This window comes from Rhodococcus sp. O3, from assembly GCF_048897285.1.
Taxonomy (GTDB): domain Bacteria; phylum Actinomycetota; class Actinomycetes; order Mycobacteriales; family Mycobacteriaceae; genus Rhodococcus.
Map to the genome: position 1 here is coordinate 36,691 of NZ_JBMBTE010000021.1, position 22,977 is coordinate 59,667.

18 protein-coding genes are annotated in these 22,977 nt (G+C 68.5%); 9 read left to right on the forward strand and 9 right to left on the reverse strand.

The genetic code is table 11. From position 1 onward, the window contains the following. Window positions 1-26: 26 nt before the first annotated feature. The gene (locus ACN675_RS09070; protein ID WP_420750539.1) at window positions 27-824 is read right to left on the reverse strand and encodes a FadR/GntR family transcriptional regulator; all 798 of its coding nucleotides are present in this window, start codon (window positions 822-824) and stop codon (window positions 27-29) included. A gap of 153 nt (window positions 825-977) precedes the next feature. On the opposite strand from ACN675_RS09070, the gene ACN675_RS09075 reads away from it, so the two are divergent. Beyond that, window positions 978-2,447 (forward strand): aldehyde dehydrogenase family protein, encoded by a 1,470-nt coding sequence (locus tag ACN675_RS09075; protein WP_420750540.1) that lies wholly within the window; start codon window positions 978-980, stop codon window positions 2,445-2,447. Between the two features lie 70 nt (window positions 2,448-2,517). After that, window positions 2,518-3,564 (forward strand): spirocyclase AveC family protein, encoded by a 1,047-nt coding sequence (locus tag ACN675_RS09080; protein WP_420750541.1) that lies wholly within the window; start codon window positions 2,518-2,520, stop codon window positions 3,562-3,564. A 76-nt stretch (window positions 3,565-3,640) separates the two neighbouring features. Here ACN675_RS09080 and ACN675_RS09085 read toward each other — a convergent pair whose 3' ends face one another. Beyond that, window positions 3,641-4,321, reverse strand: coding sequence for a hypothetical protein (locus tag ACN675_RS09085; protein ID WP_420750542.1), 681 nt, complete (start codon window positions 4,319-4,321; stop codon window positions 3,641-3,643). 77 nt (window positions 4,322-4,398) lie between these two features. On the opposite strand from ACN675_RS09085, the gene ACN675_RS09090 reads away from it, so the two are divergent. The 4 genes from ACN675_RS09090 (at window position 4,399) to ACN675_RS09105 (ending at window position 8,384) form a co-directional block, all read left to right on the forward strand. Further along, a complete protein-coding gene (locus ACN675_RS09090; protein ID WP_420750556.1) occupies window positions 4,399-5,241 on the forward strand; it encodes an enoyl-CoA hydratase/isomerase family protein in 843 nt (280 codons plus the stop codon). A 14-nt stretch (window positions 5,242-5,255) separates the two neighbouring features. Further along, window positions 5,256-6,044, forward strand: a complete 789-nt coding sequence (locus tag ACN675_RS09095) for an enoyl-CoA hydratase/isomerase family protein (protein WP_420750543.1) — start codon at window positions 5,256-5,258, stop codon at window positions 6,042-6,044. A gap of 193 nt (window positions 6,045-6,237) precedes the next feature. Next, the gene (locus ACN675_RS09100) at window positions 6,238-7,929 is read left to right on the forward strand and encodes an acyl-CoA synthetase (RefSeq protein WP_420750557.1); all 1,692 of its coding nucleotides are present in this window, start codon (window positions 6,238-6,240) and stop codon (window positions 7,927-7,929) included. 74 nt (window positions 7,930-8,003) lie between these two features. Then, window positions 8,004-8,384 (forward strand): DUF1622 domain-containing protein, encoded by a 381-nt coding sequence (locus tag ACN675_RS09105; RefSeq protein ID WP_420750544.1) that lies wholly within the window; start codon window positions 8,004-8,006, stop codon window positions 8,382-8,384. 6 nt (window positions 8,385-8,390) lie between these two features. On the opposite strand, the gene ACN675_RS09110 is transcribed toward ACN675_RS09105, so the two are convergent. The 4 genes from ACN675_RS09110 to alaS are packed head-to-tail and all read right to left on the reverse strand — an operon-like array spanning window position 8,391 to window position 14,260. After that, window positions 8,391-9,224, reverse strand: a complete 834-nt coding sequence (locus tag ACN675_RS09110) for a shikimate dehydrogenase (protein WP_420750545.1) — start codon at window positions 9,222-9,224, stop codon at window positions 8,391-8,393. Then, the gene (locus ACN675_RS09115; protein WP_420750546.1) at window positions 9,214-11,073 is read right to left on the reverse strand and encodes an endolytic transglycosylase MltG; all 1,860 of its coding nucleotides are present in this window, start codon (window positions 11,071-11,073) and stop codon (window positions 9,214-9,216) included. Before ACN675_RS09115 ends, ACN675_RS09110 begins: the two co-directional genes overlap by 11 nt. Beyond that, the gene (gene ruvX / locus ACN675_RS09120) at window positions 11,070-11,591 is read right to left on the reverse strand and encodes a Holliday junction resolvase RuvX (protein ID WP_420750547.1); all 522 of its coding nucleotides are present in this window, start codon (window positions 11,589-11,591) and stop codon (window positions 11,070-11,072) included. Before ruvX ends, ACN675_RS09115 begins: the two co-directional genes overlap by 4 nt. Before the next feature lie 2 nt (window positions 11,592-11,593). Beyond that, window positions 11,594-14,260, reverse strand: coding sequence for an alanine--tRNA ligase (gene alaS / locus ACN675_RS09125; protein WP_420750548.1), 2,667 nt, complete (start codon window positions 14,258-14,260; stop codon window positions 11,594-11,596). 210 nt (window positions 14,261-14,470) lie between these two features. Between alaS and ACN675_RS09130 the strand changes: the two genes are divergently transcribed. Beyond that, a complete protein-coding gene (locus ACN675_RS09130) occupies window positions 14,471-14,704 on the forward strand; it encodes a hypothetical protein (protein WP_420750549.1) in 234 nt (77 codons plus the stop codon). 7 nt (window positions 14,705-14,711) lie between these two features. On the opposite strand, the gene ACN675_RS09135 is transcribed toward ACN675_RS09130, so the two are convergent. Beyond that, window positions 14,712-16,118, reverse strand: coding sequence for a replication-associated recombination protein A (locus ACN675_RS09135; protein ID WP_420750550.1), 1,407 nt, complete (start codon window positions 16,116-16,118; stop codon window positions 14,712-14,714). Window positions 16,119-16,235: 117 nt separating this feature from the next. Between ACN675_RS09135 and ACN675_RS09140 the strand changes: the two genes are divergently transcribed. Further along, window positions 16,236-17,897, forward strand: coding sequence for an alkaline phosphatase D family protein (locus ACN675_RS09140; RefSeq protein WP_420750551.1), 1,662 nt, complete (start codon window positions 16,236-16,238; stop codon window positions 17,895-17,897). Between the two features lie 44 nt (window positions 17,898-17,941). On the opposite strand, the gene ACN675_RS09145 is transcribed toward ACN675_RS09140, so the two are convergent. After that, window positions 17,942-19,111: a kinase gene (locus ACN675_RS09145; RefSeq protein WP_420750552.1), complete on the reverse strand. Its 1,170-nt coding sequence runs from the start codon at window positions 19,109-19,111 to the stop codon at window positions 17,942-17,944. Window positions 19,112-19,400: 289 nt separating this feature from the next. Continuing rightward, window positions 19,401-21,209, reverse strand: a complete 1,809-nt coding sequence (gene aspS, locus ACN675_RS09150; RefSeq protein WP_420750553.1) for an aspartate--tRNA ligase — start codon at window positions 21,207-21,209, stop codon at window positions 19,401-19,403. Between the two features lie 140 nt (window positions 21,210-21,349). Between aspS and ACN675_RS09155 the strand changes: the two genes are divergently transcribed. Then, window positions 21,350-22,261 carry a neutral zinc metallopeptidase gene (locus tag ACN675_RS09155; RefSeq protein ID WP_420750554.1) on the forward strand — a complete coding sequence of 304 codons (912 nt, stop codon included), beginning with the start codon at window positions 21,350-21,352 and terminating at the stop codon, window positions 22,259-22,261. Window positions 22,262-22,977 lie beyond the last annotated feature (716 nt).

The window sequence follows — 22,977 nt, forward strand, 5'->3', positions numbered from 1 at the left end:
GATCCGCGTACGGCTGGAGTCGGCCGTCAGGTGAAGAGGTCGACGACCGACTCCGAGGCGAACCGGCCCCAGAGCATCTTCTTGGCGGACGTGGCCATGTGCCTCTGCCAATTCTGTTCCGCCGCATCGGCATCGCCCGCCTCGACGAGTTTGACGGTCTTGCGGAACACCCGGATGGTGCGCTTGAACTGCGCCTCGACCTCGGCCGTATCGGTCGTGCGCGACACCACCCGGGACATATGGGTCGACACCACGTCACCGATGATCCGGCCCATCAGACCGAGCGTCCGATTGCCGGCACGCTCGAGGATGAGGTCGTGGAAGCGGAAGACCGTCGCGGACCACTGGTCGAGATCGGCCCCCTCCGTACCCGCGTCGACCAGGATCGCGAGCTTGTCGACGATGGCAGTGAGGTCCTTGACGTCCTCTTCGCTGCGCCGGGTCGCCAACATCCGCACCGCGGCCGGCTCGAGTACGGTGCGCGCCTCGTACAGATCGGCCAGAGTCGTGCCCTCGATCTGCAAGAGCAACCCGACGTACCGCGCTGCCACCGCGACGTCCGGAGACACGACCTGCACACCCCCGCGCGAACCGCGCCGCACCACGATCAATGATTCGTTCTCGAGGATCCGGAACGCCTCGCGCAGGGTGGGCCGGGAGACGTCGAACCGCTGCCCCAACACGGTTTCGGGCGGAAGTGTGTCGCCCGGCTTGAGGACGCCGCGCACGATCTGGCTGCGAAGCTGCTGGGCGATCACCTCGGCGGTCTTCGGCACCTGGATCCGGCGGGGAAGTTCGTTCTCATCGACGGAGCGGTTCGACAATTTCTCAACGCCTTCCGAATTCCCTGACCAGCAAGCCGGATCAGCCTAACACCGACGGACGTCACTCCACTTCGCCGTTTCGGCACTCGGATCAACTGCACCATTGTACGGTTGAATCAGATAACTCAATTGCAGAATTGCGGGGGTGCGCGCATGGCGGGTGAGCGAGCAGGGCAGCTCTACATCGGGGGCAAATGGGTCGACGGCCGGGGCACGGAAACGCTCACGGTCGTCAATCCGGCGACCGAGGCGGTGATCGGCACCGTGCCCCAGGCCACGGCCGCGGACGTCGACGACGCGGTCCGTGCGGCGCGGACCGCCTTCGACGAGGGACCGTGGCCGCAGATGAGCCCGCGTGAACGGGCCGCGGCCCTCCGGCGGATGGTCGACGAACTCCAGCGCCGACGCGCCGAACTCGTCGACCTCAGCATCGCCGAAGCGGGCTCGACCCGCACGCTCGCCGAGTTCATCCAGGTCGGGACACCGATCGACCAACTCGCCGACCTCGTCGACCGCGTGATCGGCGCCTTCCCGTTCGAGTCCCCGATGCCGCCGATGCTCGGCAACGGCATCGGCCAGGGCACGGTGGTCCGGGAGCCCTACGGCGTCGCCGCCCTGATCACGCCGTTCAACTTCCCGTTCTTCCTCAACGTCTTCAAGGTGGCACCGGCACTCGCAGCCGGATGCACCGCGGTGCTCAAGTGCTCGCCCTACACCCCCTTCGAAGCACTCGTCTTCGGGGAGGTCGCCGAGGCCGCGGGTCTTCCCGACGGCGTGCTGAACATCATCACCGGCGACGTCGAGGCGGGCGAGGCACTGACCACACATCCCGGTGTCGACATCGTCAGTTTCACCGGCAGCGACACCGTGGGCACCAAGGTCTACGGGCAGAGCGCCCAGAGCCTGAAGAAGGTCGTGCTCGAACTCGGCGGCAAGTCCGCGAACATCCTCCTCGACGACGCCGACCTCGACGACGTGATGCAGAGCGTGCTCGGCGGCTTCATCACGCATGCAGGACAGGGCTGCGCCCTGCTGACACGGATCCTCGTCCACGAGTCCCTGCACGACGAACTCGTCGCCCGGGTCAAGATGGCACTCGACTACGTCACGGTCGGCGACCCGGCCGATCCCACGGTGACGATGGGACCGCTCATCCGTGAAACACAGCGCCGGCGCGTGGAGGACCTGATCCGGGTCGGCCAGGACGAGGGCGCCGAAATCGCCTACGGCGGTGGCCGTCCCGCCGGATTGGACAGGGGCTTCTTCGTCGAGCCCACCCTGTTCGTCGGCGTCGACAATTCGATGCGCATCGCGCAGACCGAGGTCTTCGGCCCTGTCGGTGTGGTGATCCCCTTCCGGGACGACGAGGACGCGGTCCGGATCGCCAACGACAGCCCCTTCGGTTTGGCGGGCGGTGTGTGGTCGTCCGACCCGCTCCGCGCTCACGGCATCGCGCGACGGCTGCGCACCGGCATGGTCGTCGTCAACGGCGGTGGCGGCGGACTGAGTCCCGACGGCCCCTTCGGCGGGTACAAGCGCAGCGGTATCGGCCGCGAGTTCGGCGCGGCGGGGCTCTCGGAATTCCTGCAGCACAAGACAATCCAGTGGCCGGCCGCGCGATGACGATCACCGTCGACCGCAGCGTCACCACGGCTCCCCCTCACCCCACTCGTACAGGAGGGAAACCAGCACGATGGTGAATTCGACAGGCAAGACGACGAGCGAGGACACCGTCGAGGCACCCGCTGCCACGACCACGCTCGAGAGCAGCCCCACGGGGCGCGATTCTCCCCCGATCGTCTGGCTGGCCCGGGTGGGCGCGCTGATCGTCGCGCTCCAGGCCGTCATCTACATCCGGTGGATTCTCTCCGACGGATTCACGCCGACGCCGGCGGGTGCCGATCCGGTGCCGACGCACACCATCTGGATCATCAAGATCGCCGAGGGGATCTGCGTCGTCGGCACCATCGCGTCGATCGTCTGGCTGGTCCGCAAGACCCGCCGGGAAGGCCGATTCCCCACCATCGGGGTGTTCCTGGTCGCGTGGCTGCTGGCCGCCTGGCAGGACGTCGGCGTCAACGCGGTTCGCCCGGTGTTCGGCTACAACACCGAGTTCTTCCAGATGGGTACCTGGGCCGAGTTCGTACCCGGCTGGGTGAGCAAGGGTCCGGAAACCCCGGCACCGATCCTCTACACGCTCGGGGACTACTTCCTGTTCTTCCCGCTGGCCGTCCTCGGGATCAACGCGCTGGTCGAGCGTGCCCGCAAACGGTGGCCACGGCTGAACAAGGCCGGAATCGTCGCCGGGTTGCTGCTGCTGTTCCTCGTCCTGGACACCGTCGGCGAGCAACTGCTGCAACGCCAGGGGCTGTGGACGTACTTCCGGGTCAACGAGACGTGGTCGCTCTTCACCGGCACCATCAACCAGTTCCCCCTCTACGAGAACGTCGTGTTCGGCTCGATCGTGATGGTCCTGTCGATCTGCATCTACATCTTCCGCCGCAAGGACGGCGGGCTGGTCTCCGACGCCGGGATCGAGCGGCTCCGGACCAAGCGGGGCGTGAGCATCATCCGCATCCTCGCGCTGACCGCGGTGATCAACGCGATCATGCTGGTGTTCAACCTCGGCTACAACCTGGTCAACCAGCACGCCGACACCACTCCGCCGTCGGTACCGAGCTATCTCCACGTGGAGATGTGTGGTGTTCCCGGCAACTCGCCCTGCCCGCCCCCCAGGTGAGCACGCAGACAACGAGTTCGACGGCACGGCGGCCGGGGTGCAGTGCACCCCGGCCGTCGCCGCCTCCGACGAATCCCTACCCGGTCGCGTTCCGCCGCTTGCCGTACCGCGTCCCGGCAAGTGTTCCGACGTCGGCGGCAACGGTGTTGACGACGCCCGTGCACAACACCTCGCCGTCGAGCAGCAACCGCGCCGTGGAGTCGATGCCGCGCTCCCCCACCGTGCGTTCGATGGTGAAGCGCAGTTCCGTCGCCAGCGGCGTGGGCCGCCGGTAGGTCACCGTCAACGATCGCGTCTTGCCCGAAACACCGACCGCACAACTCTGGTGCTGGGTGACGGAGTCGAAGAACACCCCGAGGAAGCCCCCGTGGACCAGCCCGGGCGGACCTTCGAAAGCCAGCGGGAAGGTGACACGGCCCTCGGCATGATCCGCGTCGAGCCGGTCGAAGACGTACTCGGGAAAGCACGGATTGAACGCACCGATGTCGTATGCGTGGTCGACGTAGACGCGGCGGGAGTCGTCGGCGTCCGGACCGATTCGCGGCCGCTCGTCCGGCGGCGCCACGGACGCGAGGACGCCCTCCCAGTCGGCGAGTCGCGCGGCCATCTCGTCCAGGACCGGGTGCGGGTCCTCGAGCGACATCACGAGTCCGACGAGACGGCGCAGCGCGGGCGCGACCGCGAGCTGCTGCGGCAGGGGTTGCGCCCCATAGGAGATCCGACCGGCCTCCACGACCCGGCCCTGGTGCTCACCCATGAATTTCCTTCCCTCCGACACCGCCCCCTGTTATCTTCGGACGGAGTAACGGTATCAATTACCGTAATACAAACAGTATTGATCCGGGGGCGGATGTGACCACAGCGAACCGAGATACCGGGCCCGGCACCGACGGCGCCGTGACCGCGCACCGCGACGACGCCGTCCTGCACCTGACGCTGGATCGCGCCGACCGTCGAAATTCGCTGAGCCCGAACATGATCGATTCCCTCGTCGATCACCTCACGCACGCCGCATCCGACGATTCCCTGCGCGCGATCCACATTCGCGGGGCCGGCGACGACTTCTGTGCAGGCGTCGACTGGGTTTCCCGCAACACCGACGGAACACGCCCGCGCGCAGGCGATCTGGTTCGCCGCATCCCCCACGCCGCGCACCGCGTGATCGAACTCGTGCACACCGTCCACCTACCGGTCGTGTGCAGCGTCCGGGGCTGGGCCGCCGGTCTGGGCTGCAACCTGGCGCTCGCCGCCGATTTCACCGTCGCGGCCGACGATGCCGTGTTCTGGGAGCCGTTCGTCGCACGCGGCTTCAGCCCGGACTCCGGGGCGACCTGGCTGCTGCCCCGGCTCGTCGGGTTTGCCCGGGCCCGTCGCATGCTGCTGCTCGGCGAGAAGATCCCGGGCGGTACCGCCGCCGACTGGGGCCTGATCCACGACGCGGTTCCGGCGAGCGACCTCGACAGCGCGGCGGGCGAACTGCTGGACCGCCTCGCTTCCGGGCCGACCGTCGCGCTGGGCCTGACGAAACAAGCGCTGGCGTACGGTCAACACGCGACCCTCACCGAGTCGATGAACCAGGAGCTGTTCGACTTGGAGTTGGCTTGTCGAACAAGCGATTTCAAGGAAGGCCTCACCGCGTTCCGGCAGCGGCGCAATCCGGAGTTCGAGGGTCGATGACGCAGGGGGCAGCCGTGGACACCGTATTCGAGACCATTCGCCTCGACGTCGCACCCGAGGACAAGGTCGCGACGATCACCCTGAACCGGCCCGACCGCCTCAATGCGTTCGACCGACGGATGTGCGAGGAGATGGCTCGCGCATGGCACCTGGTCAAGCTCGACGACGACGTCAACGCGATCGTGCTGCGGGCGGCCGGCACCCGGGCGTTCAGCACCGGACTCGACATCAAATCGAGCTACGGGCAGCCGAACAGCGTGTGGCACCACGAGGATCCGGGCGAGTTGCTCAGCCCCAAGTGGCAGAAGATGTGGAAGCCGGTCGTGTGCGCGGTGCAGGGCATGTGTACCGCCGGTGGGTTCTACTTCGTCAACGAATCCGACGTGGTGATCTGCTCGTCCGACGCCACCTTCTTCGATTCGCACGTCTCGACCGGCCTGGTGTCGGCGCTCGAGCCGGTCGGATTGATGCGCCGCGTGGGTCTCGGTGAGACGCTGCGGATAGCGTTGACGGGCAACGCCGAACGCGTCGGGGCCGACACGGCACTGCGGATCGGGCTGGTATCGGAAGTGGTTGCGCCGGAATGTCTGTGGCAGCGCGCCCACGAGATCGCGACCACCATCGCCGCGAATCCGCCCGCCGCGACCCAGGGCACCGTCAGAGCCATCTGGGAATCGCTCGACAAGCCCTATCGCGCCGCCCTCGACCACGGCCTGATCTACACCCGCCTCGGCAACCCGCTCGGCCGGGCCCAGCTCGCGGACGCCCCGGACGGCGACGGCCGGGCACCGCGGATCCGCTGATGAATCCGGCCCCTACCTGCGTGAATCCACCCATCCACCACCCGCGCCTGCGGTATCGTCCGAGGAACTGTACGACCGACGGTTCACCGTTCGGGGGGACCGCAGCGTGGGGCACCACGCTGCTGTAGCGCATTCGCCGGCATCCATCCGAGGAGTTGCAGTGCCACACACGAACGGGACCGAATCGGGCTCGATACCAGTCGAATTCACCCTCGACAGAGCTGCAAGCATCGTCGCCGCCGCAATCCCCGACCGCGAGATGATCGTGCAGGGCGACCACAGGTTCACCTTCGCACAGGTCGACGAGCGTGCGCGACGCTTCGCGTCGTTCCTGCATTCGCAGGGACTGGGCTGCCATACCGAACGCGCCGACCTCGCCCCGCACGAGGTCGGCCAGGATCTGCTGGGATGCCTGGCCTACAACGGCAACGAGTACATCGAGGGACTGCTCGGTGCATTCCGCGCCCGCGTCGCGCCGTTCAACGTCAACTATCGCTACACCGGCAACGAACTCGCTCGGCTTCTCGCCGACTCCGAGGCGACGGCATTGCTCTATCACGCGGCGTTCGCCCCGACGGTCGCGGCGGTGCGGTCGAGCCTGCCGTCGCTGCGCGTGCTCATCCAGATCGCCGACGACTCCGGCAACGAACTGCTCGACGGCGCCGTCGACTACGAGACCACGCTCGCCGAGAGTTCTCCCGAACCACTGCCGATACGATCCACCCCCGACGACCTGTACGTCCTCTACACCGGCGGCACGACCGGCATGCCCAAGGGTGTGCTGTGGCGTCAGCACGACATCCTCATGGCCGGCTGCGGCGGCAGGAACATCTACAACGGGGAACTCGTCGACTCATACGAGCGCATCGCCGCGAACGCGGTCGCGAATCCGGGGCTGCGGATGATGATCCTGCCGCCGCTCATGCACGGGGCCGCGCAGTGGGCCGCGTTGACCGCGGCCCTCACCGGACAGACCGTGATCTTCTCGACGGTGCCGGATCATCTGGACGGTCCCGAGGTGGTCCGCACGATCGAACGGGAGAAGGTCGCCGTCGTGACCGTGGTCGGCGACGCGATGGCACGACCGCTCGCCGCGGCGATCGAGGACGGCGACGCCGACGTGTCGTCGCTGGTCCTCGTCGGGAACGGGGGCGCGGTGCTGAGTCCGACTGCCAAGGAACGTCTCATCGCGGCGGTGCCGGGGGTCGTCGTGCTCGACGGCGTCGGGTCGTCCGAGACCGGTGCACAGATGCAGCACACGTCCATGACGGGTGCCGTGGCGACGGGCACGTTCCGCGGCGGCCCCGACACCTGCGTCGTCGCAGAGGATCTCGACGGTGTCCTCGAACCCGGTCACGACGGTCTCGGCTGGCTCGCGCAGCGGGGTTTCGCACCGCTGGGTTACAAGGGCGATGCCGCCAAGACCGCGGCGACCTTCCCCGTCATCGGGTCGGTCCGGTACGCCCTGCCGGGCGATCGGGCCCGTCACCTGGCGGACGGCAGCATCGAACTTCTCGGCCGCGACTCGGCGACCATCAACTCCGGCGGGGAGAAGATCTTCGCCGAGGAGGTCGAACTCGCGATCGTTTCCCATCCCGGGGTCGTCGACGTCGTGGTCGCGGCGCGCCCGAGCGAACGGTGGGGACAGGAGGTGGTTGCGATCGTCGTTCCCGCCGAGGACGCCGAACTCGACGCCGCCGGTGTCATCGAGCATGCCGCGCGGTCGATCGCCCGGTACAAGTTGCCGAAGGCCGTCGTGTTCCGTTCCGAGATCGCCCGCAGCCCGGCCGGGAAAGCCGACTACCGGTGGGCGCGTGCACAGGCATCGGCGGACGACGCGCGCACCGTCGACGACACGAACACCGCCCGAGAGTCGGTGACGTAGCGCGCTTCCCGCCCGCGTCCGGGCTGTCGTGGTCACAATGATCCGGACACGCGGCAGCGCCGGAGGGAGTGTGCATGGACATCGCCGAGGTGATGGACACGGTCGGCTCGGTCATCGACATGGTCGGGGTGGCCGTCATCGTCGTCGGTGCGCTCGTGTCCAGCTGGATCGCGTACGACACCCGCCGGCGCACACCCGGTGCACCGATCTACGTCGCGTATCGCCGTAATCTGGGCCGGTCGATCCTGCTGGGTCTCGAATTCCTGGTGGCGGCCGACATCATCAAGACCGTCGCCGTCACCCCCACCTTCACGTCCGTCGGGGTGCTCGCGATCATCGTGCTGATCCGCACGTTCCTGAGCTGGTCCCTGCAACTCGAGATCGACGGCCGCTGGCCGTGGCAGAAGCCCGTGTCGGACGATTCCGCGGGTCCGAGGACCGCGCAACCGTCGTGAGGCTCCCTACAGGCCGACGGCCTGCGCCATCTCGGCGCGCGGTGCCGGACGCCCGGTGAACTGCTCGACCTGGCCGAACGCCTGGTGCAGCAGCATGTACAGACCGGACACGACGATGCTGCCCCGGGCCTGCGCCGCCGCCGCGAGCGGTGTGGGCCACGGGTCGTAGATCGCGTCCAGGATGTACGGGGCGCGGGCCAGAACGTCGGCGAACGGTGCGGCGCCCGCAGCCGGGACGGTCGACACCATGGCCCCCGCCTCGGCACACACGTCGCCGAGGCCGGGATCGTCGAATGCGACCCACCGGGGCGTGACCCCGACGGCTTCGGCGCAGTCGAACGTTTCGGTGGCGCGAGCCTCCGACCGTGCGACGACGGTGATCTCCCGAACGCCGAGGGACGCCAGTCCGACGATCGCCGGCCGGGACGTTCCGCCGCTACCGACGACGACAGCGGAACGGCCGGTGAGGTCGGTGACGCCGATCGTGCCGAGCGCACCGGTCACGCCGTCGACGTCGGTGCAGTCGGCACGCCAACCGGTCTCGGTGCGGACGAGGGTGTTCGCGGAGCCGACGGTCACCGCTCGGTCGGTGCGTTCGTCGGCGTAGGCGAGGGCCGCGAACTTCCCGGGCATCGTGACCGACAAGCCGACCCATTCCGCGCCGAGCGAGTCGACGAATGCGGGAAGCTGCTCGCCGGTGCACTCGATGCGGTCGTATGTCCAGTCGGTCAGGCCCAGAGCCCGGTAGGCCGCCAGGTGCAGCAGCGGCGACTTCGAGTGCTGGATCGGGCTGCCGAGGACCGCGGCCTTACGGGCACCGGTCGGATTGTCATCTACCACTGTCGAGAATTCCGCTTTCCAGAGCTCGGTCGGTGTTCACGAGGTGCTCCTCGTAGTTGTCGGCGAACAGGGTCGTGCCCTGCGCGTCGATGGTCACGAAGTAGATCCACTCGCCCGGCTCCGGGTTCTCCACGGCTTGCAGCGCACCGATGCTCGGCGACGAGATCGGCGTCGCCGGCAGGCCTGGGCTCGCGTAGGTGTTCCACGGAGTCACCCGCTCGCGGTCCGCATCGGTCGTGGCCAGTTCGGTTTCGTCGAGCGAGTAGTTGACCGTCGAGTCGAACTGCAACGGCATGTCGATCGCGAGCCGGTTGAGGATCACTCGCGCGACCTTCGTGAAATCCGGAGGGAGCGCTTCACGTTCGACGAGGGACGCCGCGACGAGCAGTTCGTAGGGCGACAGCCCGGCCTTGGCGGCAGCCTCGGCGATCCCCGTGCGGTCGTACTGCTCGGCGCTCGCCGACACGAGCTCGGCGAGCACCTCGGTTGCGCTGGCGGACGGATCGAAATCCCAGCTTCCCGCCGCGATGAGCCCTTCGAGCTGCCGATCGCGGTCCGGCACACCGGTGACCGCCTGGCGTGCCCACGCGGGAACCCCGAGCGCGGCGAGATCGGTGCTCGCCCCGGCCTGGTTGAGTTCGTCGTAGGTCAGGCAGTGGGTGGTTCCGCTGTCCTCGTAGCAACTCGCTTCCGCGATCAGCGTGTAGATCCCCTTGCGGACCGCACCGGTGTTGACGTCGCGAATGTCGTGCAGCTGGCGGCCTTCGGACACAACCAGCGCACCGACCCGGGAAGTCGGATCGACGAGATCGGTGACGGCCTCGACAGCCGGGAGGTTCGTCGCGAGGGCGTAGAAGCCGGGTTGCAGCGAGTTCATCCCGGTGTTCTGCACGGCGGCATTGAAGAACGCGGACGCGCTGGCGACGACGCCCTTCTCGGCGAGTTCGACGGCGATATCGTCGGCGGTTTCGCCGGAGCGGACCTGCACGATGACGGCCGGGCCGGCGGGGCCGGTGAAGTCCGGGGGCAGGTCGGGGCCCACGATCTTCTTGTACACGAAGAAGCCGCCGCCGACGGCGAGGACGAGCAGCAGCGCCACGGCGAGCGAACCGATGACCCGCCCGCGCTTCTTCCGTGCACCGGCTTCCCGTTCGTGTGCCTGCCGCGCCGGGGACACACCCACCGCGACCGGTTCGGCGCGCTCGGCGTCGGGCCAGAGCGCGGGTTCGGATTCGTAGGGCGCGGCGTAGGGGTCCTCGTCGGCATAGCCGGCTTCCTCGCCGGCACTGTCTCCCCGGCCGTAGACCTCGGCGCGATCGGCATAGCGATAGCCGCCGACGTACTCGTCGTCGTCGTAGCCGTCGCCGCTGTGGTCGTAGTCGTACCCGTCACCGCGGTAGTCGGCCTCGGCGGTGCCGACCGGATAGCCACCCTCGGCAGCGCCGGCCGCATAGCCACCGTCGGAGGTACCGAATGCGTAACCACCCTCAGCGGCGTAACCACCCTCAGCGGCGTAACCACCCTCAGCGGCGTAACCCCCCTCAGCGGCGTAGCCACCGTCGGCGGCGCCGACCTGGTAGCCAACCCCGTCGGCGCCGACCTGGTAACCAGCGTCGGCGGTCCCGGTGCTCGGCGGCGGGCCGTCGAACACACCCTCCTCGAAGCGCAGCACCGTCGTCGGCTCGTCGTCGGGGCGTGTTTTCGGTCGGAGGTCCTGTTCCGGCTCCGAGCGGATCCTGTCGAAGGCGCCACCGACCTTCCGGCGACCGTCCACGGGTTCTTCCCCGAAACCGTCACCGAAGAAATGCTGCTGTGTTGCCTCGTTGTCGTCGTCGGACCGTCCGGTCACCGGCCACCCCCCTGGTCGCCGTCCTCGGCCACGTTCAAAGCTGCACTCCGCTCGTCCAACCAACCCTGCAAGATGGCGACGGCCGCGGCCTGGTCGATGACCGGCCGTGCACCGCGCGCGCTGACTCCGCTTTCGCGGAGGGCTCGCGCCGCAGTGACCGTGGTGAAGCGTTCGTCGGCCATCCGTACGGGAACGTCGGGAAGTTGCCGCCGAAGCCGGCGCGCGAAGTCGCTCGCCAGTTTCGCAGCCTTGCCGGGCTCACCGCGCAGCGTCTGCGGCAGACCGACGATAACCTCAACGGCTTCGTATTCCATAACGATTTGGATAATGCGCCGGATGTCGGGCGCGTCGGGCCCGCGGTCCTTGGCCCGCGGGACCGTCTCCACCGGAGTCGCGAGGATGCAATCGGGATCGCTCGAGGCGACCCCGATCCGGACGCTGCCCACATCGATGCCGATGCGGCGGCCGCGTCCGGGGTCGTCGTCGCCCGGGCGATCCGGGCCGGCGACTGCCGCCACGGTCAGCCGGCCAGCTCGCGCAGTCGCGCCCGGAATGCATCGAGCGCCGCGGGGATTCCGGAGGCATCCGAACCCGAACCCTGGGCCATGTCCGGCTTGCCGCCGCCGCGGCCACCGATCGCCGGTCCGAAGCTGGACACCAGCTCGCCGGCCTTGATGCCCTTCTCCTGGGCGGCCTTGGTGGTGGCGACGACGAACGGAACCTTGCCGTCGGCACTGCCCAGCAGCAGCACGACAGCGGGTTCGCTGCCGAGGCGGCCGCGCACGTCCGTAGCGAGGCTGCGCAGGTCGTTGCCCGCCACTCCCTCGGGTGCCTTTTCGGCGATGACCAGGACATCGCCGATCCGCTGGGCCTTATCGGCGAAGGTGCCCGCAGACGCGAGGACTGCGGCGGCGCGGGTCTTCTCGAGTTCCTTCTCGGCGACCTTGAGACGCTCGATGAGCGATTCGACGCGGCCGGGCACTTCCTCGGACGGCACCTTCAGGGTCGAGGACAGACCGGCGAGCAGTGCGCGTTCCTTCGCGAGGTGCCGGTAGGAATCGAGACCGACATATGCCTCGACGCGACGGACGCCGGAGCCGACGGATTGCTCCCCGAGGAGGGTGACGGTGCCGACGTGCGACGAGTGCTGCACGTGGGTGCCGCCGCACAGTTCCATCGAGAACGGTCCGCCGATCTCGACGACGCGCACTTCGTCGCCGTAGTTCTCACCGAACAGCGCCATCGCGCCCATCTTCTTGGCCTTGTCCAGGTCGGTGACGAAGGTGTTGACCGGGAAGTTCGCGACCACGGCCTCGTTGGTGACGGCTTCGATGTCCTGCTTCTGCTGCTCCGACAGGGCGCCCGGCCAGGAGAAGTCGAAGCGCAGGTAGCCGGGCTTGTTCAGCGATCCGGCCTGCACGGCGTTGGGGCCGAGAACCTGCCGCAGCGCAGCGTGCACGAGGTGCGTGCCCGAATGGCCCTGGGTGGCACCCTTCCGCCAATCGGGGTCGACCTGCACGAGGACGGTGTCGCCCTCGGTGACCTGCCCTTCGAGCACCGTGACCTTGTGCACCCACAGCTGCTTCGCGATCTTCTGCACGTCGTTGACCTTGATGCGCAGTCCGGTCGCGGTGATGGTGCCGATATCGGCGATCTGGCCGCCGGCTTCGGCGTAGAGCGGGCTGCGGTCGAGGATCAGCTCGACGTCCTGGCCTGCCTGCGCGGCGTGCAGGCGTTCACCGCCGGTGATGACGGCGAGGACGTTCGCCTCGGACACCAGCTCGGAGAATCCGGTGAATTCGGTGGGTCCGCGGTCGAGCAGTTCCTTGTACACGGTGAGGTCGGCGTGCGCGTGCTTGCGGGCACGGGCGTCGTCCTTGGCGCGCTGGCGCTGCTCGGCCATGAGCGACCGGAAACCCTCTTCGTCGACGGACAGGCCGGCTTCGGACGCCATCTCCAGGGTCAGGTCGATCGGGAAGCCGTAGGTGTCGTGCAGCGTGAACGCCTCGGCCCCGCCCAGCACGGTCCGACCTTCGGACTTGACCGCCTCGACGGCACCCTCGAACAGCTTCGAGCCGGTGTCGAGGGTCTTGAGGAACGCCGTCTCCTCACCGACCGCGACCGTTTCGATACGCGAGAAGTCGGTGGCCAGCTCCGGGTAGGACGGGGCCATCGTGTCGCGCACGACGGCCATGAACTGCGCCATCGTCGGGGCGGTCGCGCCGAGCAGGCGCGCCGAGCGCACGATGCGGCGCAGCAGGCGGCGCAGCACGTAGCCGCGGCCGTCGTTGCCGGGGTTGACGCCGTCGACGATGAGCATCGCGGCGGTACGAGCGTGGTCGGCGATGACCCGGAAGCGCACGTCGGACGCGTGCTCGGCGCCGTAGCGGCTGCCGGTCAGTTCCTCGGCCTTGTCGATGACGGGACGCAGCAGATCGGTCTCGTAGACGTTCTCGACGCCCTGCAGCAGGAAGGCGACGCGCTCGACGCCCATGCCGGTGTCGATGTTCTTCTTCGGCAGCGGTCCGAGGATCGGGTAGTCCTCCTTGGCACCGCCCTCGCCGCGCTCGTTCTGCATGAACACGAGATTCCAGATCTCGATGTAGCGGTCCTCGTCGGCTTCCGGGCCGCCCTCGACACCGTATTCCGGGCCGCGGTCGTAGAATATCTCCGAGCACGGACCGCACGGGCCGGGGATGCCCATGGACCAGTAGTTGTCCTTCATCCCGCGCCGCTGGATGCGCTCCTCGGGCACACCGACCTCGTCGCGCCAGATACCGAACGCCTCGTCGTCGTCGAGGTACACCGTCGCCCAGAGCTTCTCCGGGTCGATGCCGTAGCCGCCCTCGTCGACGGAGCCTGTGAGCAGCGACCACGCGTAGGTGATCGCCTCGCGCTTGAAGTAGTCGCCGAAGGAGAAGTTGCCCGCCATCTGGAAGAACGTGTTGTGGCGGGTGGTGATGCCCACCTCTTCGATGTCGAGGGTGCGCACACACTTCTGCACCGACGTGGCCCGCGGGAACGGCGGTGTCTGCTGACCGAGGAAGTACGGGACGAAGGGGACCATGCCCGCGTTGACGAACAGCAGATTCGGGTCGGCGAGGATCAGCGAGGCGCTGGGCACTTCCGTGTGGCCGGCCTTCACGAAGTGGTCGAGAAAGCGCCTGCGGATCTCGTGGGTCTGCACGTCATGGTCCTTCGGGGTCTGGCGGTGTGGTGTGTGCCCGCGGTAGGGGCTGCCGACTCCGACGAATCGGCCATCGTTCAGCTTATCGCGACTTCCGACGGCACCGTCGGTCCCCTCACCGGGACTGCCTTTTCCCCCGAGAGGCCGACTCTCTATTCTTTCGGGCAAGAGAGACATAACGGACTGTCGGTGCCGAAGATTGGAGCATCAGTGTCTGGACAGAATGCGCACCGCACGGACACGCGTGAGACGGACAAGGGGGTCGCCGACCGGGCCCGAACCCTCGCGGACGCACTCGCCGCCTCGCTCGACGAATTGTTCGACCACATCGAGACGACCCGGCGCATCCCGGAGCAGGAACTGCAGCGGCTCACCGAGATCGTGGCCGGCTGGAACGACACCGTAGCGCAGCTCGACATCACCGCCCGGCACGCGCGGGCGTGACCGCCCTCTAGCCGCGCACGATGCGCCGAAGCTTCGGCACCCGAGCTCCCAGTTCCCGTTCGGCGCCGTGCGCGGTGGGCTTGTAATAGTCCACGCCCACGAGTTCGTCCGGCGGATACTGCTGCGCCAGGACCCCGTCGGGATGATCGTGCGGATAGCGGTAGCCGATCGCGTTGCCCAGCCCCTGCGCCCCCTTGTAGTGGCCGTCGCGCAGGTGCGGCGGCACCGTCCCGGCCCGGCCCGCCTTCACATCCGCGATCGCCGCGCCGAGCGCCGCGGTCACGGCACCCGACTTCGGTGCCGTCGCGATATGGATCGTGGCCTGCGCCAGGGCGAGTTGCGCCTCGGGCATTCCGACCTGCTGCACGACCTGCGCGGCAGCGACCGCGGTCTGCAGGGCGGTCGGATCGGCCATGCCCACCTCTTCGCTCGCCTGGATCATCAGCCGTCGCGCGATGAACCGGGGGTCCTCCCCGGCGACGATCATCCGCGCCAGATAGTGCAGCGCCGCGTCGACATCCGAGCCGCGCAGCGACTTGATGAAGGCGCTGGCCACGTCGTAGTGCTGGTCGCCGTCGCGGTCGTAGCGGACCGCGGCCTTGTCGATGCTCGATTCGACGGTCGGCAGATCGATGACCGCGTCGCCGCCGGCAGCCCGGTCCACGGCTGTCTCGGCCGACGCTTCGAGTGCCGTCAGTGCCCGCCGAGCGTCACCGCCGGCGAGCCGCACCAGGTGGTCGAGCGCATCGTCGGTGATCGCGACCGTGCCGGCGAGCCCGCGCGGATCGGTGCGAGCACGTTCGAGCAGGGAGCGGATGTCCTCGGGCGAGAGCGGCTGCAACTGCAGCACCAGCGACCGCGACAGCAGCGGTGCGACCACGGAGAACGACGGGTTCTCGGTGGTGGCAGCGACGAGCAGCACGATGCGGTTCTCGACGGCGGCCAGCAGGGCGTCCTGCTGGGTCTTCGAGAACCGGTGGACCTCGTCGATGAACAGGACGGTCTGCTCGCCCTGGGCGAGACGACGCCGCGCGAGTTCGATCACGCCGCGCACGTCCTTGACGCCGGCGGACAGAGCGGACAGCGCCTCGAATCTGCGGCCGGTGGCCCCGGAGATCAGCGAGGCGAGTGTGGTCTTGCCGGTGCCGGGTGGCCCGTAGAGCACGACGGACGCCGCACCCGAGCCCTCCACCAGCCGTCGCAACGGCGCACCCGGCGCAAGCAGATGCTGCTGCCCGACGACCTCGTCGAGACTGCGCGGGCGCATCCGAGCCGCGAGCGGTGCGCCCGGGCCGCTGGGCCCGAGGTTCGCGCGGCGGATCGACGGCTCGGGTTCCGATTCCGGCGCCGTCGGCGCCTCGAACAGGGCATCCGGAGAAGCGGCAGGATCGTCCGCCCCGAAAAGATCACTCACGCCCACGACGCTACAAGGCCCGGCGGACACGCGGCACGGGCCGCCACCGCGCGTGAACAACCGGAACGCCCGTGTGTCGGTCTTTACCTCGGCCCGAGGGTGTGGTCGGATCGGCCGGTGCCCCCTACTTCGCCAGGCCCGCGGGTTCCCAGGCGGGTCGTCCTACGTTCCGGCGCCATCGCCGTCGGCGTCGCCGCCTTCGGGACGTCCGTTCCCGCGTCGGCAGTCCCGGCCGCGTTCGCGCACGGCGTCGCCTCCGGCGATCCGCTTCCCGACCGGGTGATCCTGTGGACCCGGGTCACCCCGTCCCCCGAGGCGACGCCCGGCTCCGGGTCGGGCCCGGACACCGCGGTGCGCTGGGAGGTCGCGTCCGACGAGAGTTTCCGCGCGGTGACCGCCTCCGGCACGGTCACCGCGACCGCGGCGGACGATCACACCGTGAAGGTCGACGCGACCGGCCTCGACCCGGACACCACCTATTTCTATCGGTTCACCGTGCCCGGGTCCGGTGCGGTCTCCCCGACCGGGCGGACCCGTACTGCTCCCGCCGACGACGCCAGCCCCGATCGGCTCCGGTTCGGTGTCGTCTCGTGCGCGAACTGGGAGGACGGCTACTTCTCCGCGTACCGGCACCTCGCGGCCCGCACCGATCTCGACGCGATCGTGCACCTCGGCGACTATCTGTACGAGTACGCGACCGGCGAGTTCGCGCCGCGCAGCGGACCCGTGCGACGCCATGCTCCGCTGCACGAGACCGTCACGCTCACCGACTACCGCATCCGGCACGGCGAGTACAAGACCGATCCGGACGTTCAGGCGCTGCACGCGCTGCTGCCGTGGATCGTCACGTGGGACGATCACGAATCCGCGGACAATTCCTGGGCCGGTGGCGCCGAGAATCACGAGCCCGCGATCGAGGGTCCCTGGGCCGATCGCATCGCCGCGGCGCGCCGCGCGTACCTGGAATGGATGCCGGTGCGGGTCTCCGGCGCGGACCCGCGGTTGTATCGGCGGCTGCGGTTCGGTGACCTGGCGGAGCTGTCGATGCTGGATCTGCGCAGCTACCGATCCGCGCAGGTCCACTTCGGTTCGGGCGTGCGGGCGGTCGACGACCCGGCCCGCACGATCACCGGTGCCGAGCAGATGGCGTGGCTGACCGCCGGGATCAGCAGCTCCCCTACGCGCTGGCAGCTCGTCGGCAATCCGGTGATGTTCTCACCGCTGCTGGTACCCCCGCTCGATCCGCACACCACGGCTGCGTTGACCGAGCTCGTGGGCGTCCCCTCGACCGGACTTCCCGTCAACCTGGACCAATGGGACGGGTACGCCGCCGACCGCCGGCGGTTGCTCGACGCAGTCACCGCGTCCGGGCGCCGCAACGTCGTGTTCCTCACCGGTGACATCCACACGTCGTGGGCGTGCGACGTCCCGGTCGATCCTGCCGCCTATCCGGCGGCGGGCACCGTCGCGACCGAGCTGGTCGTGACGTCGGTGACCTCGCAGAACATCGACGGCCTTCTCGGCATCCCGCCGCGCACGTCCTCCCCCGGCATCGAGTCGGCGATCCGCGATCTCAACCGCCACGTCCGTTATGTGGAGCTCGACTCACACGGCTTCGCCGTCCTCGACGTCACGCCCGACGCGGTGCAGATGGACTGGATGTACGTGCTGGATCCGGCGGATCCGGCGACCCCCGCGCGGCACGGCGCGAGCATGCGGGTGGCCGCCGGGTCGGCTCGCGTCGAGCCGGCGGCCCCTCTGGGCGGTGTCGTGCGGTGAGCGCAGCGTCGGTGCGTTGACGAGCGCCTGACGAACGTGCCTGTCTAGGCGTCCTCGCGACGACCCCGGATGCAGGCCAGTACGTCGTTCGCGTGCTCGGCGACGTCGTCGTGTCCGGTAGCGGCGGCGAAACCGGCGAGCAGCGACCACCGCGCCTCGAGCGCATCGAGCCGGTGTACCGACAGCTGGTGTGTCCGCACCGACGCGATCCGGGCGTGGTCCTCGGGGAGGTACAGCTCGGTACTCAGCCATACGCAGGCGAGCTGCGCGTCGAGCAGGCGCGTGACGAACACTTCGTCGAACGCCAGCTGCGGCCACATCGCCACGACCTCGGCGCGCCACGCGTCCGCCATCGCCCGGACCCGGTCGGGGGTCAGCGGTGCGGTGCACAGGCAGGCAGGGAACGAGGTGAGCGCGTAGGCGATGTCGAGGGTGGCGTCCCGGAAGCCGCCCCACTCGTAGTCGAGGAACTGCACGCCGTCGTCGCCGACGACGATGTTGTCGGGGCACAGCTCCGACGGGCTGAAGGCCCGGAAACGTCCGCCGGTGAACAGGTTGGCGGCCCGGTCCGCGCGATCGAGCACGGACTGCGGGACGGTGAGCCCGAAGTCGCGGGCGAGCAGTTCGGGAACGGCGCGGATGGCCTGCACCGCCTGCTGGGCCATCACGTCCGCGGCATTGCCGATGTCGGCGCGCCGCAGCAGGGCGGCGAAGTCCTCTTCGCGGCCGACGGTCGCGGCGTGCATTCGGCCGAGCGCCTGCGCCAGGGCCATCAGGGTGTTGCCGACGGTGTCTGCGTCGCCGCTGCGCAGCAGCGACGCGAGCGGGGTCGCGTCGCCGAGATCACTGAGAACGAGCAGGCGGGTTTCGAAATCGTAGGCGAGCAGTTCGGCACCGGGCCTGTTGTCCTTCGCGAGGGCGGTCGCGAACTGGTAGGACACCGCCTCCCGCAGGAACGCGACCTCTTCGTCGGTTTCGGCGCCGCGGAAGTCGACGTGCCCGACACCGCCGGTCCGGGGCAGCTGCTTGAGGACCAGGGTCCGGGGAAGGGAGAACGGGTTGGCCGCGACACGCACGCGGAGCACGGTGGAGAGGCCGCTACCACCCAGGTCCACGGGATCGGCGAGGGTCACCGGTGCACCGGTACGCCGGGTGAGCAGCTTCTCCGCCGCCTGAACAACCTCTGAAATGGGGTCCGCCAATGTTGCAGTCATCGCCTCACAATCTACCTGGTGTGAGGCCCGAGCAGGTCCTGCAGAAGTCTCGATCCGACTAGGACCTTCGGTTCGAAGGACACGGAACGGACGCATGATTGCGCAGGTCCGTCACGGTCGACGGTCCGGCGCGCGAAGGAGCGGGATCCGTCCGGCCGAGCCCGGATCGCCCGGATCCGTGGCGTGTCGGCGCAGGTCGTCGACACGCCACGGACCGGCAGGTCCCGATGGGTCCCGGACCGGAGGTCCCGGCGGCACGGCCGAAGGTCCCGGTGCGGACCGGTCGGTCCTACTGGGTCGAGACGGCCGAATCGTCCTTCTTCGGCGCGTCCTTCTTCGGCTCCGGCTTGAAGTCCATGCCGGACTCCTTGCGCTGGGCCTCGCTGATCGGGGCGGGCGCGTCGGTCAGCGGGTCGACGCCGCCGCCGGACTTCGGGAACGCGATGACCTCGCGGATCGAGTCCACTCCGGCGAGCAGGGCTGTGATGCGGTCCCACCCGAACGCGATGCCACCGTGCGGAGGGGCACCGTACTTGAAGGCGTCGAGCAGGAAGCCGAACTGCTCCTGCGCCTCCTCCTCCGAGATGCCCATGACCTTGAAGACGCGTTCCTGCACGTCGGGGCGGTGGATACGGATCGAGCCGCCACCGATCTCGTTGCCGTTGCAGACGATGTCGTAGGCGTAGGCCAGGGCCGAGCCGGGATCGGTGTCGAAGGTGTCGAGGAACTCCGGCTTCGGCGAGGTGAACGCGTGGTGCACCGCCGTCCACGCGGACGAGCCGAGCGCGACGTCGCCGGACGCGGTGGCATCGGCGGCGGGCTCGAACAGCGGCGCGTCGACGATCCACACGAACGCCCACGCCTTGGGGTCGATCAGGTCGAGCTTGCGGGCGATCTCGCCGCGCGCGGCACCGAGCAGGGCGCGCATCGGCTTGGTGGGGCCGGCGGCGAAGAAGATGCAGTCGCCGGGCTTCGCGCCGACGTGGTCGCAGAGGCCGGCGCGCTCGGCGTCGGTGAGATTCTTGGCCACCGGACCGGACAGTTCGCCGTCTTCGCCGACCAGGACGTAGGCCAGGCCCTTCGCGCCGCGTTGCTTGGCCCATTCCTGCCAGGCGTCGAGCTGGCGGCGGGGCTGGCCGGCGCCGCCCGGCATGACGACGGCGCCGACGTACTCGGCCTGGAACACCCGGAAGGTGGTGTCCTTGAAGAAGTCCTTGCACTCGACGAGTTCGATGTCGAAACGCAGATCCGGCTTGTCGGAACCGAACCGGCGCATCGCCTCGGCGTAGGTCATGCGCGGGATCGGGGTCTCGAGCTCGAAGTCCACGAGCCGCCACAGGGCGTGCAGGATCTCCTCGGCCAGCAGGATCACGTCCTCCTGGGTCACGAAGGCCATCTCGACGTCGAGCTGGGTGAACTCGGGCTGGCGATCGGCGCGGAAGTCCTCGTCGCGGTAGCAGCGGGCGATCTGGTAGTACCGCTCGATGCCGCCGACCATGAGCAGCTGCTTGAACAGCTGCGGGCTCTGCGGCAGCGCGTAGAAGTTGCCGGGCTGCAGGCGCGCGGGCACGACGAAGTCGCGGGCGCCCTCGGGCGTGGAACGCGTCAGCGTGGGCGTCTCGACCTCGACGAACGAGTGGTGCGCCAGGACCGCGCGGGCCGCGGCGTTGACCTTGCTGCGCAGGCGGATGGCCTTGCCCGGTCCCTCGCGACGCAGATCGAGGTAGCGGTACTTCAGGCGCGCTTCCTCACCGGCCTGGTCGTCGAGCTGGAACGGCAGCGGCGCAGCCTCGTTGAGCACCTCGAGCTTGGTCGCGTTGACCTCGATGGCACCGGTCGGGATGTCGAAGTTCTGGTTGCCGTCGGGCCGCATCTCGACCACACCGGTGACCTTGACGCAGAACTCGGCGCGCAGGTGGTGTGCCTGTTCGAGAACCGCGGCGTCGCGGAAGACGACCTGGGAGACACCGGATGCGTCGCGCAGGTCGATGAAGATCACCCCGCCGTGGTCGCGGCGCCGGGCAACCCAACCGGTGAGGGTGACGGACTGCTCGGCGTGCTCGGCTCGCAACGAGCCGGCGAGATGGGTGCGCAGCACGGAATTCCTTTCGAAACGATCAACGAGGTTCTTCGTCGGCTGTAATCCTACGAAAGACACGAGGGCGACGAGGACACCCGTACCCGATTCGACGTGCCAAGCTTGTGCGGCTGAAGCACCTGCAACAAGAAGGCGATGCGATGACGTTCAACGACGGGGCACGGATCGAGGCGGGCCGGGTCCGCCAGGGCGGCGGCGGACGCGGCGGCAAGATCGCCGTCGGCGGCGGCGTGGGCGGCATCCTCGTGCTGATCCTGGCGCTGCTGTTCGGCGGAGATCCCGGCTCGCTGCTCGGGTCGGGCACAGTCGATCCCAACTCCCAGTCCGGGGCCGGGACCCTGGAGGGCTGCGAGACCGGTGCCGACGCCAACGAGGATGTGGACTGCCGGGTCGCCGCGACCGTGGGCAGCCTCGACCTGGTGTGGGAATCCCAGCTGCAGGCGCAGACGGGCGTGCGCTACGTGCGTCCCGAGGTCGAGATCTTCTCCGGCGCGACGTCCACCGGGTGCGGCAACGCCACCAGCGACGTCGGCCCGTTCTACTGCCCGGCCGACCAGACCGCGTACTTCGACACCAGCTTCTTCCAGGAGCTCGTGACCCGCTTCGGGTCGAGCGGGGGCCCGCTGGCGCAGGAGTACGTCGTCGCCCACGAGTTCGGACACCATCTGCAGACGCAGCTCGGCGACATCGGCCGTGCGCAGGCCGACCCGCGCGGCCCCGAGTCCGGTGCGGTGCGCACGGAATTGCAGGCCGACTGTTACGCGGGCGTGTGGGCCTACCACGCGGACAAGATGGCGGACCCGAACACCGGTCAGCCCTTCCTCGTCCCGCTGACCAACGACGATGTCCGTGACGCGCTCTCCGCGGCGTCGGCGGTCGGCGACGACCGGATCCAGGCGGCAGCAACGGGCCGGGTGAACCCGGAGGGCTGGACGCACGGTTCGTCGGAGCAGCGGCAGAAGTGGTTCCTCGCCGGTTACCGCACCGGCCAGGTCGCTGCGTGTGACACCTACTCGGCGTCGGACCTCGACAACCCGCCGGCGCTGCGCTGACCGCCTTTCGCCGCAACAACGAAGCCGGGTGCTCGAACGAGCACCCGGCTCTTGCGTTTCGGGACCGTTTCGACGCACTCCCACGAATCGATCCGAGAGGCCGGAAGATCGATTCCACTATCACGGAAGATCAATTTCTTGCCGCCCGGACGACCGGTTTCCGAATACCGAAGATCAATTACGGTCGAATCACGATCGGAATTACACGAATGGCATTTGTTCATCGATGAACCGCGACGTTCGTGCGGAATCCGACAAAATACTCGGAGGCAATCTTTGCAGAATACAAAAGAGACCTGCAGGTACATACCTGCAGGTCTCTGATGCGCTAAGACTACTGGCTGCTCAGGCCCGAGAAGAAGTCGAGGGCACCGAACAGGTCGGCGGCGTTGCTGAAGATGTCGGCCAGCGTGGCGAGATCGAGCACGGGTAACTCCTAATTGTGATCTTGTATTTCAGTGACGCCGTCGTGCGCCGCATCAATTGTTACCTCGAACCCGCATTGTGCGCAATTCGGAGACATTTGCGAAAACTCGGACACAATTCGATCAATTATGATTGCGATCACATTTTCTGGCCGATTGCGGCGGGTCCGGCGTAACCTCGGACCCTTTCTACCCGAGTTCCCGGCGCAACAGCGCAGCCGCGCGAGCGTCGGCCGCCACCAGCGTCACCTCCTCGACCGCGGTGTGCGCGCCGGTGAGTGCGGCGACCGC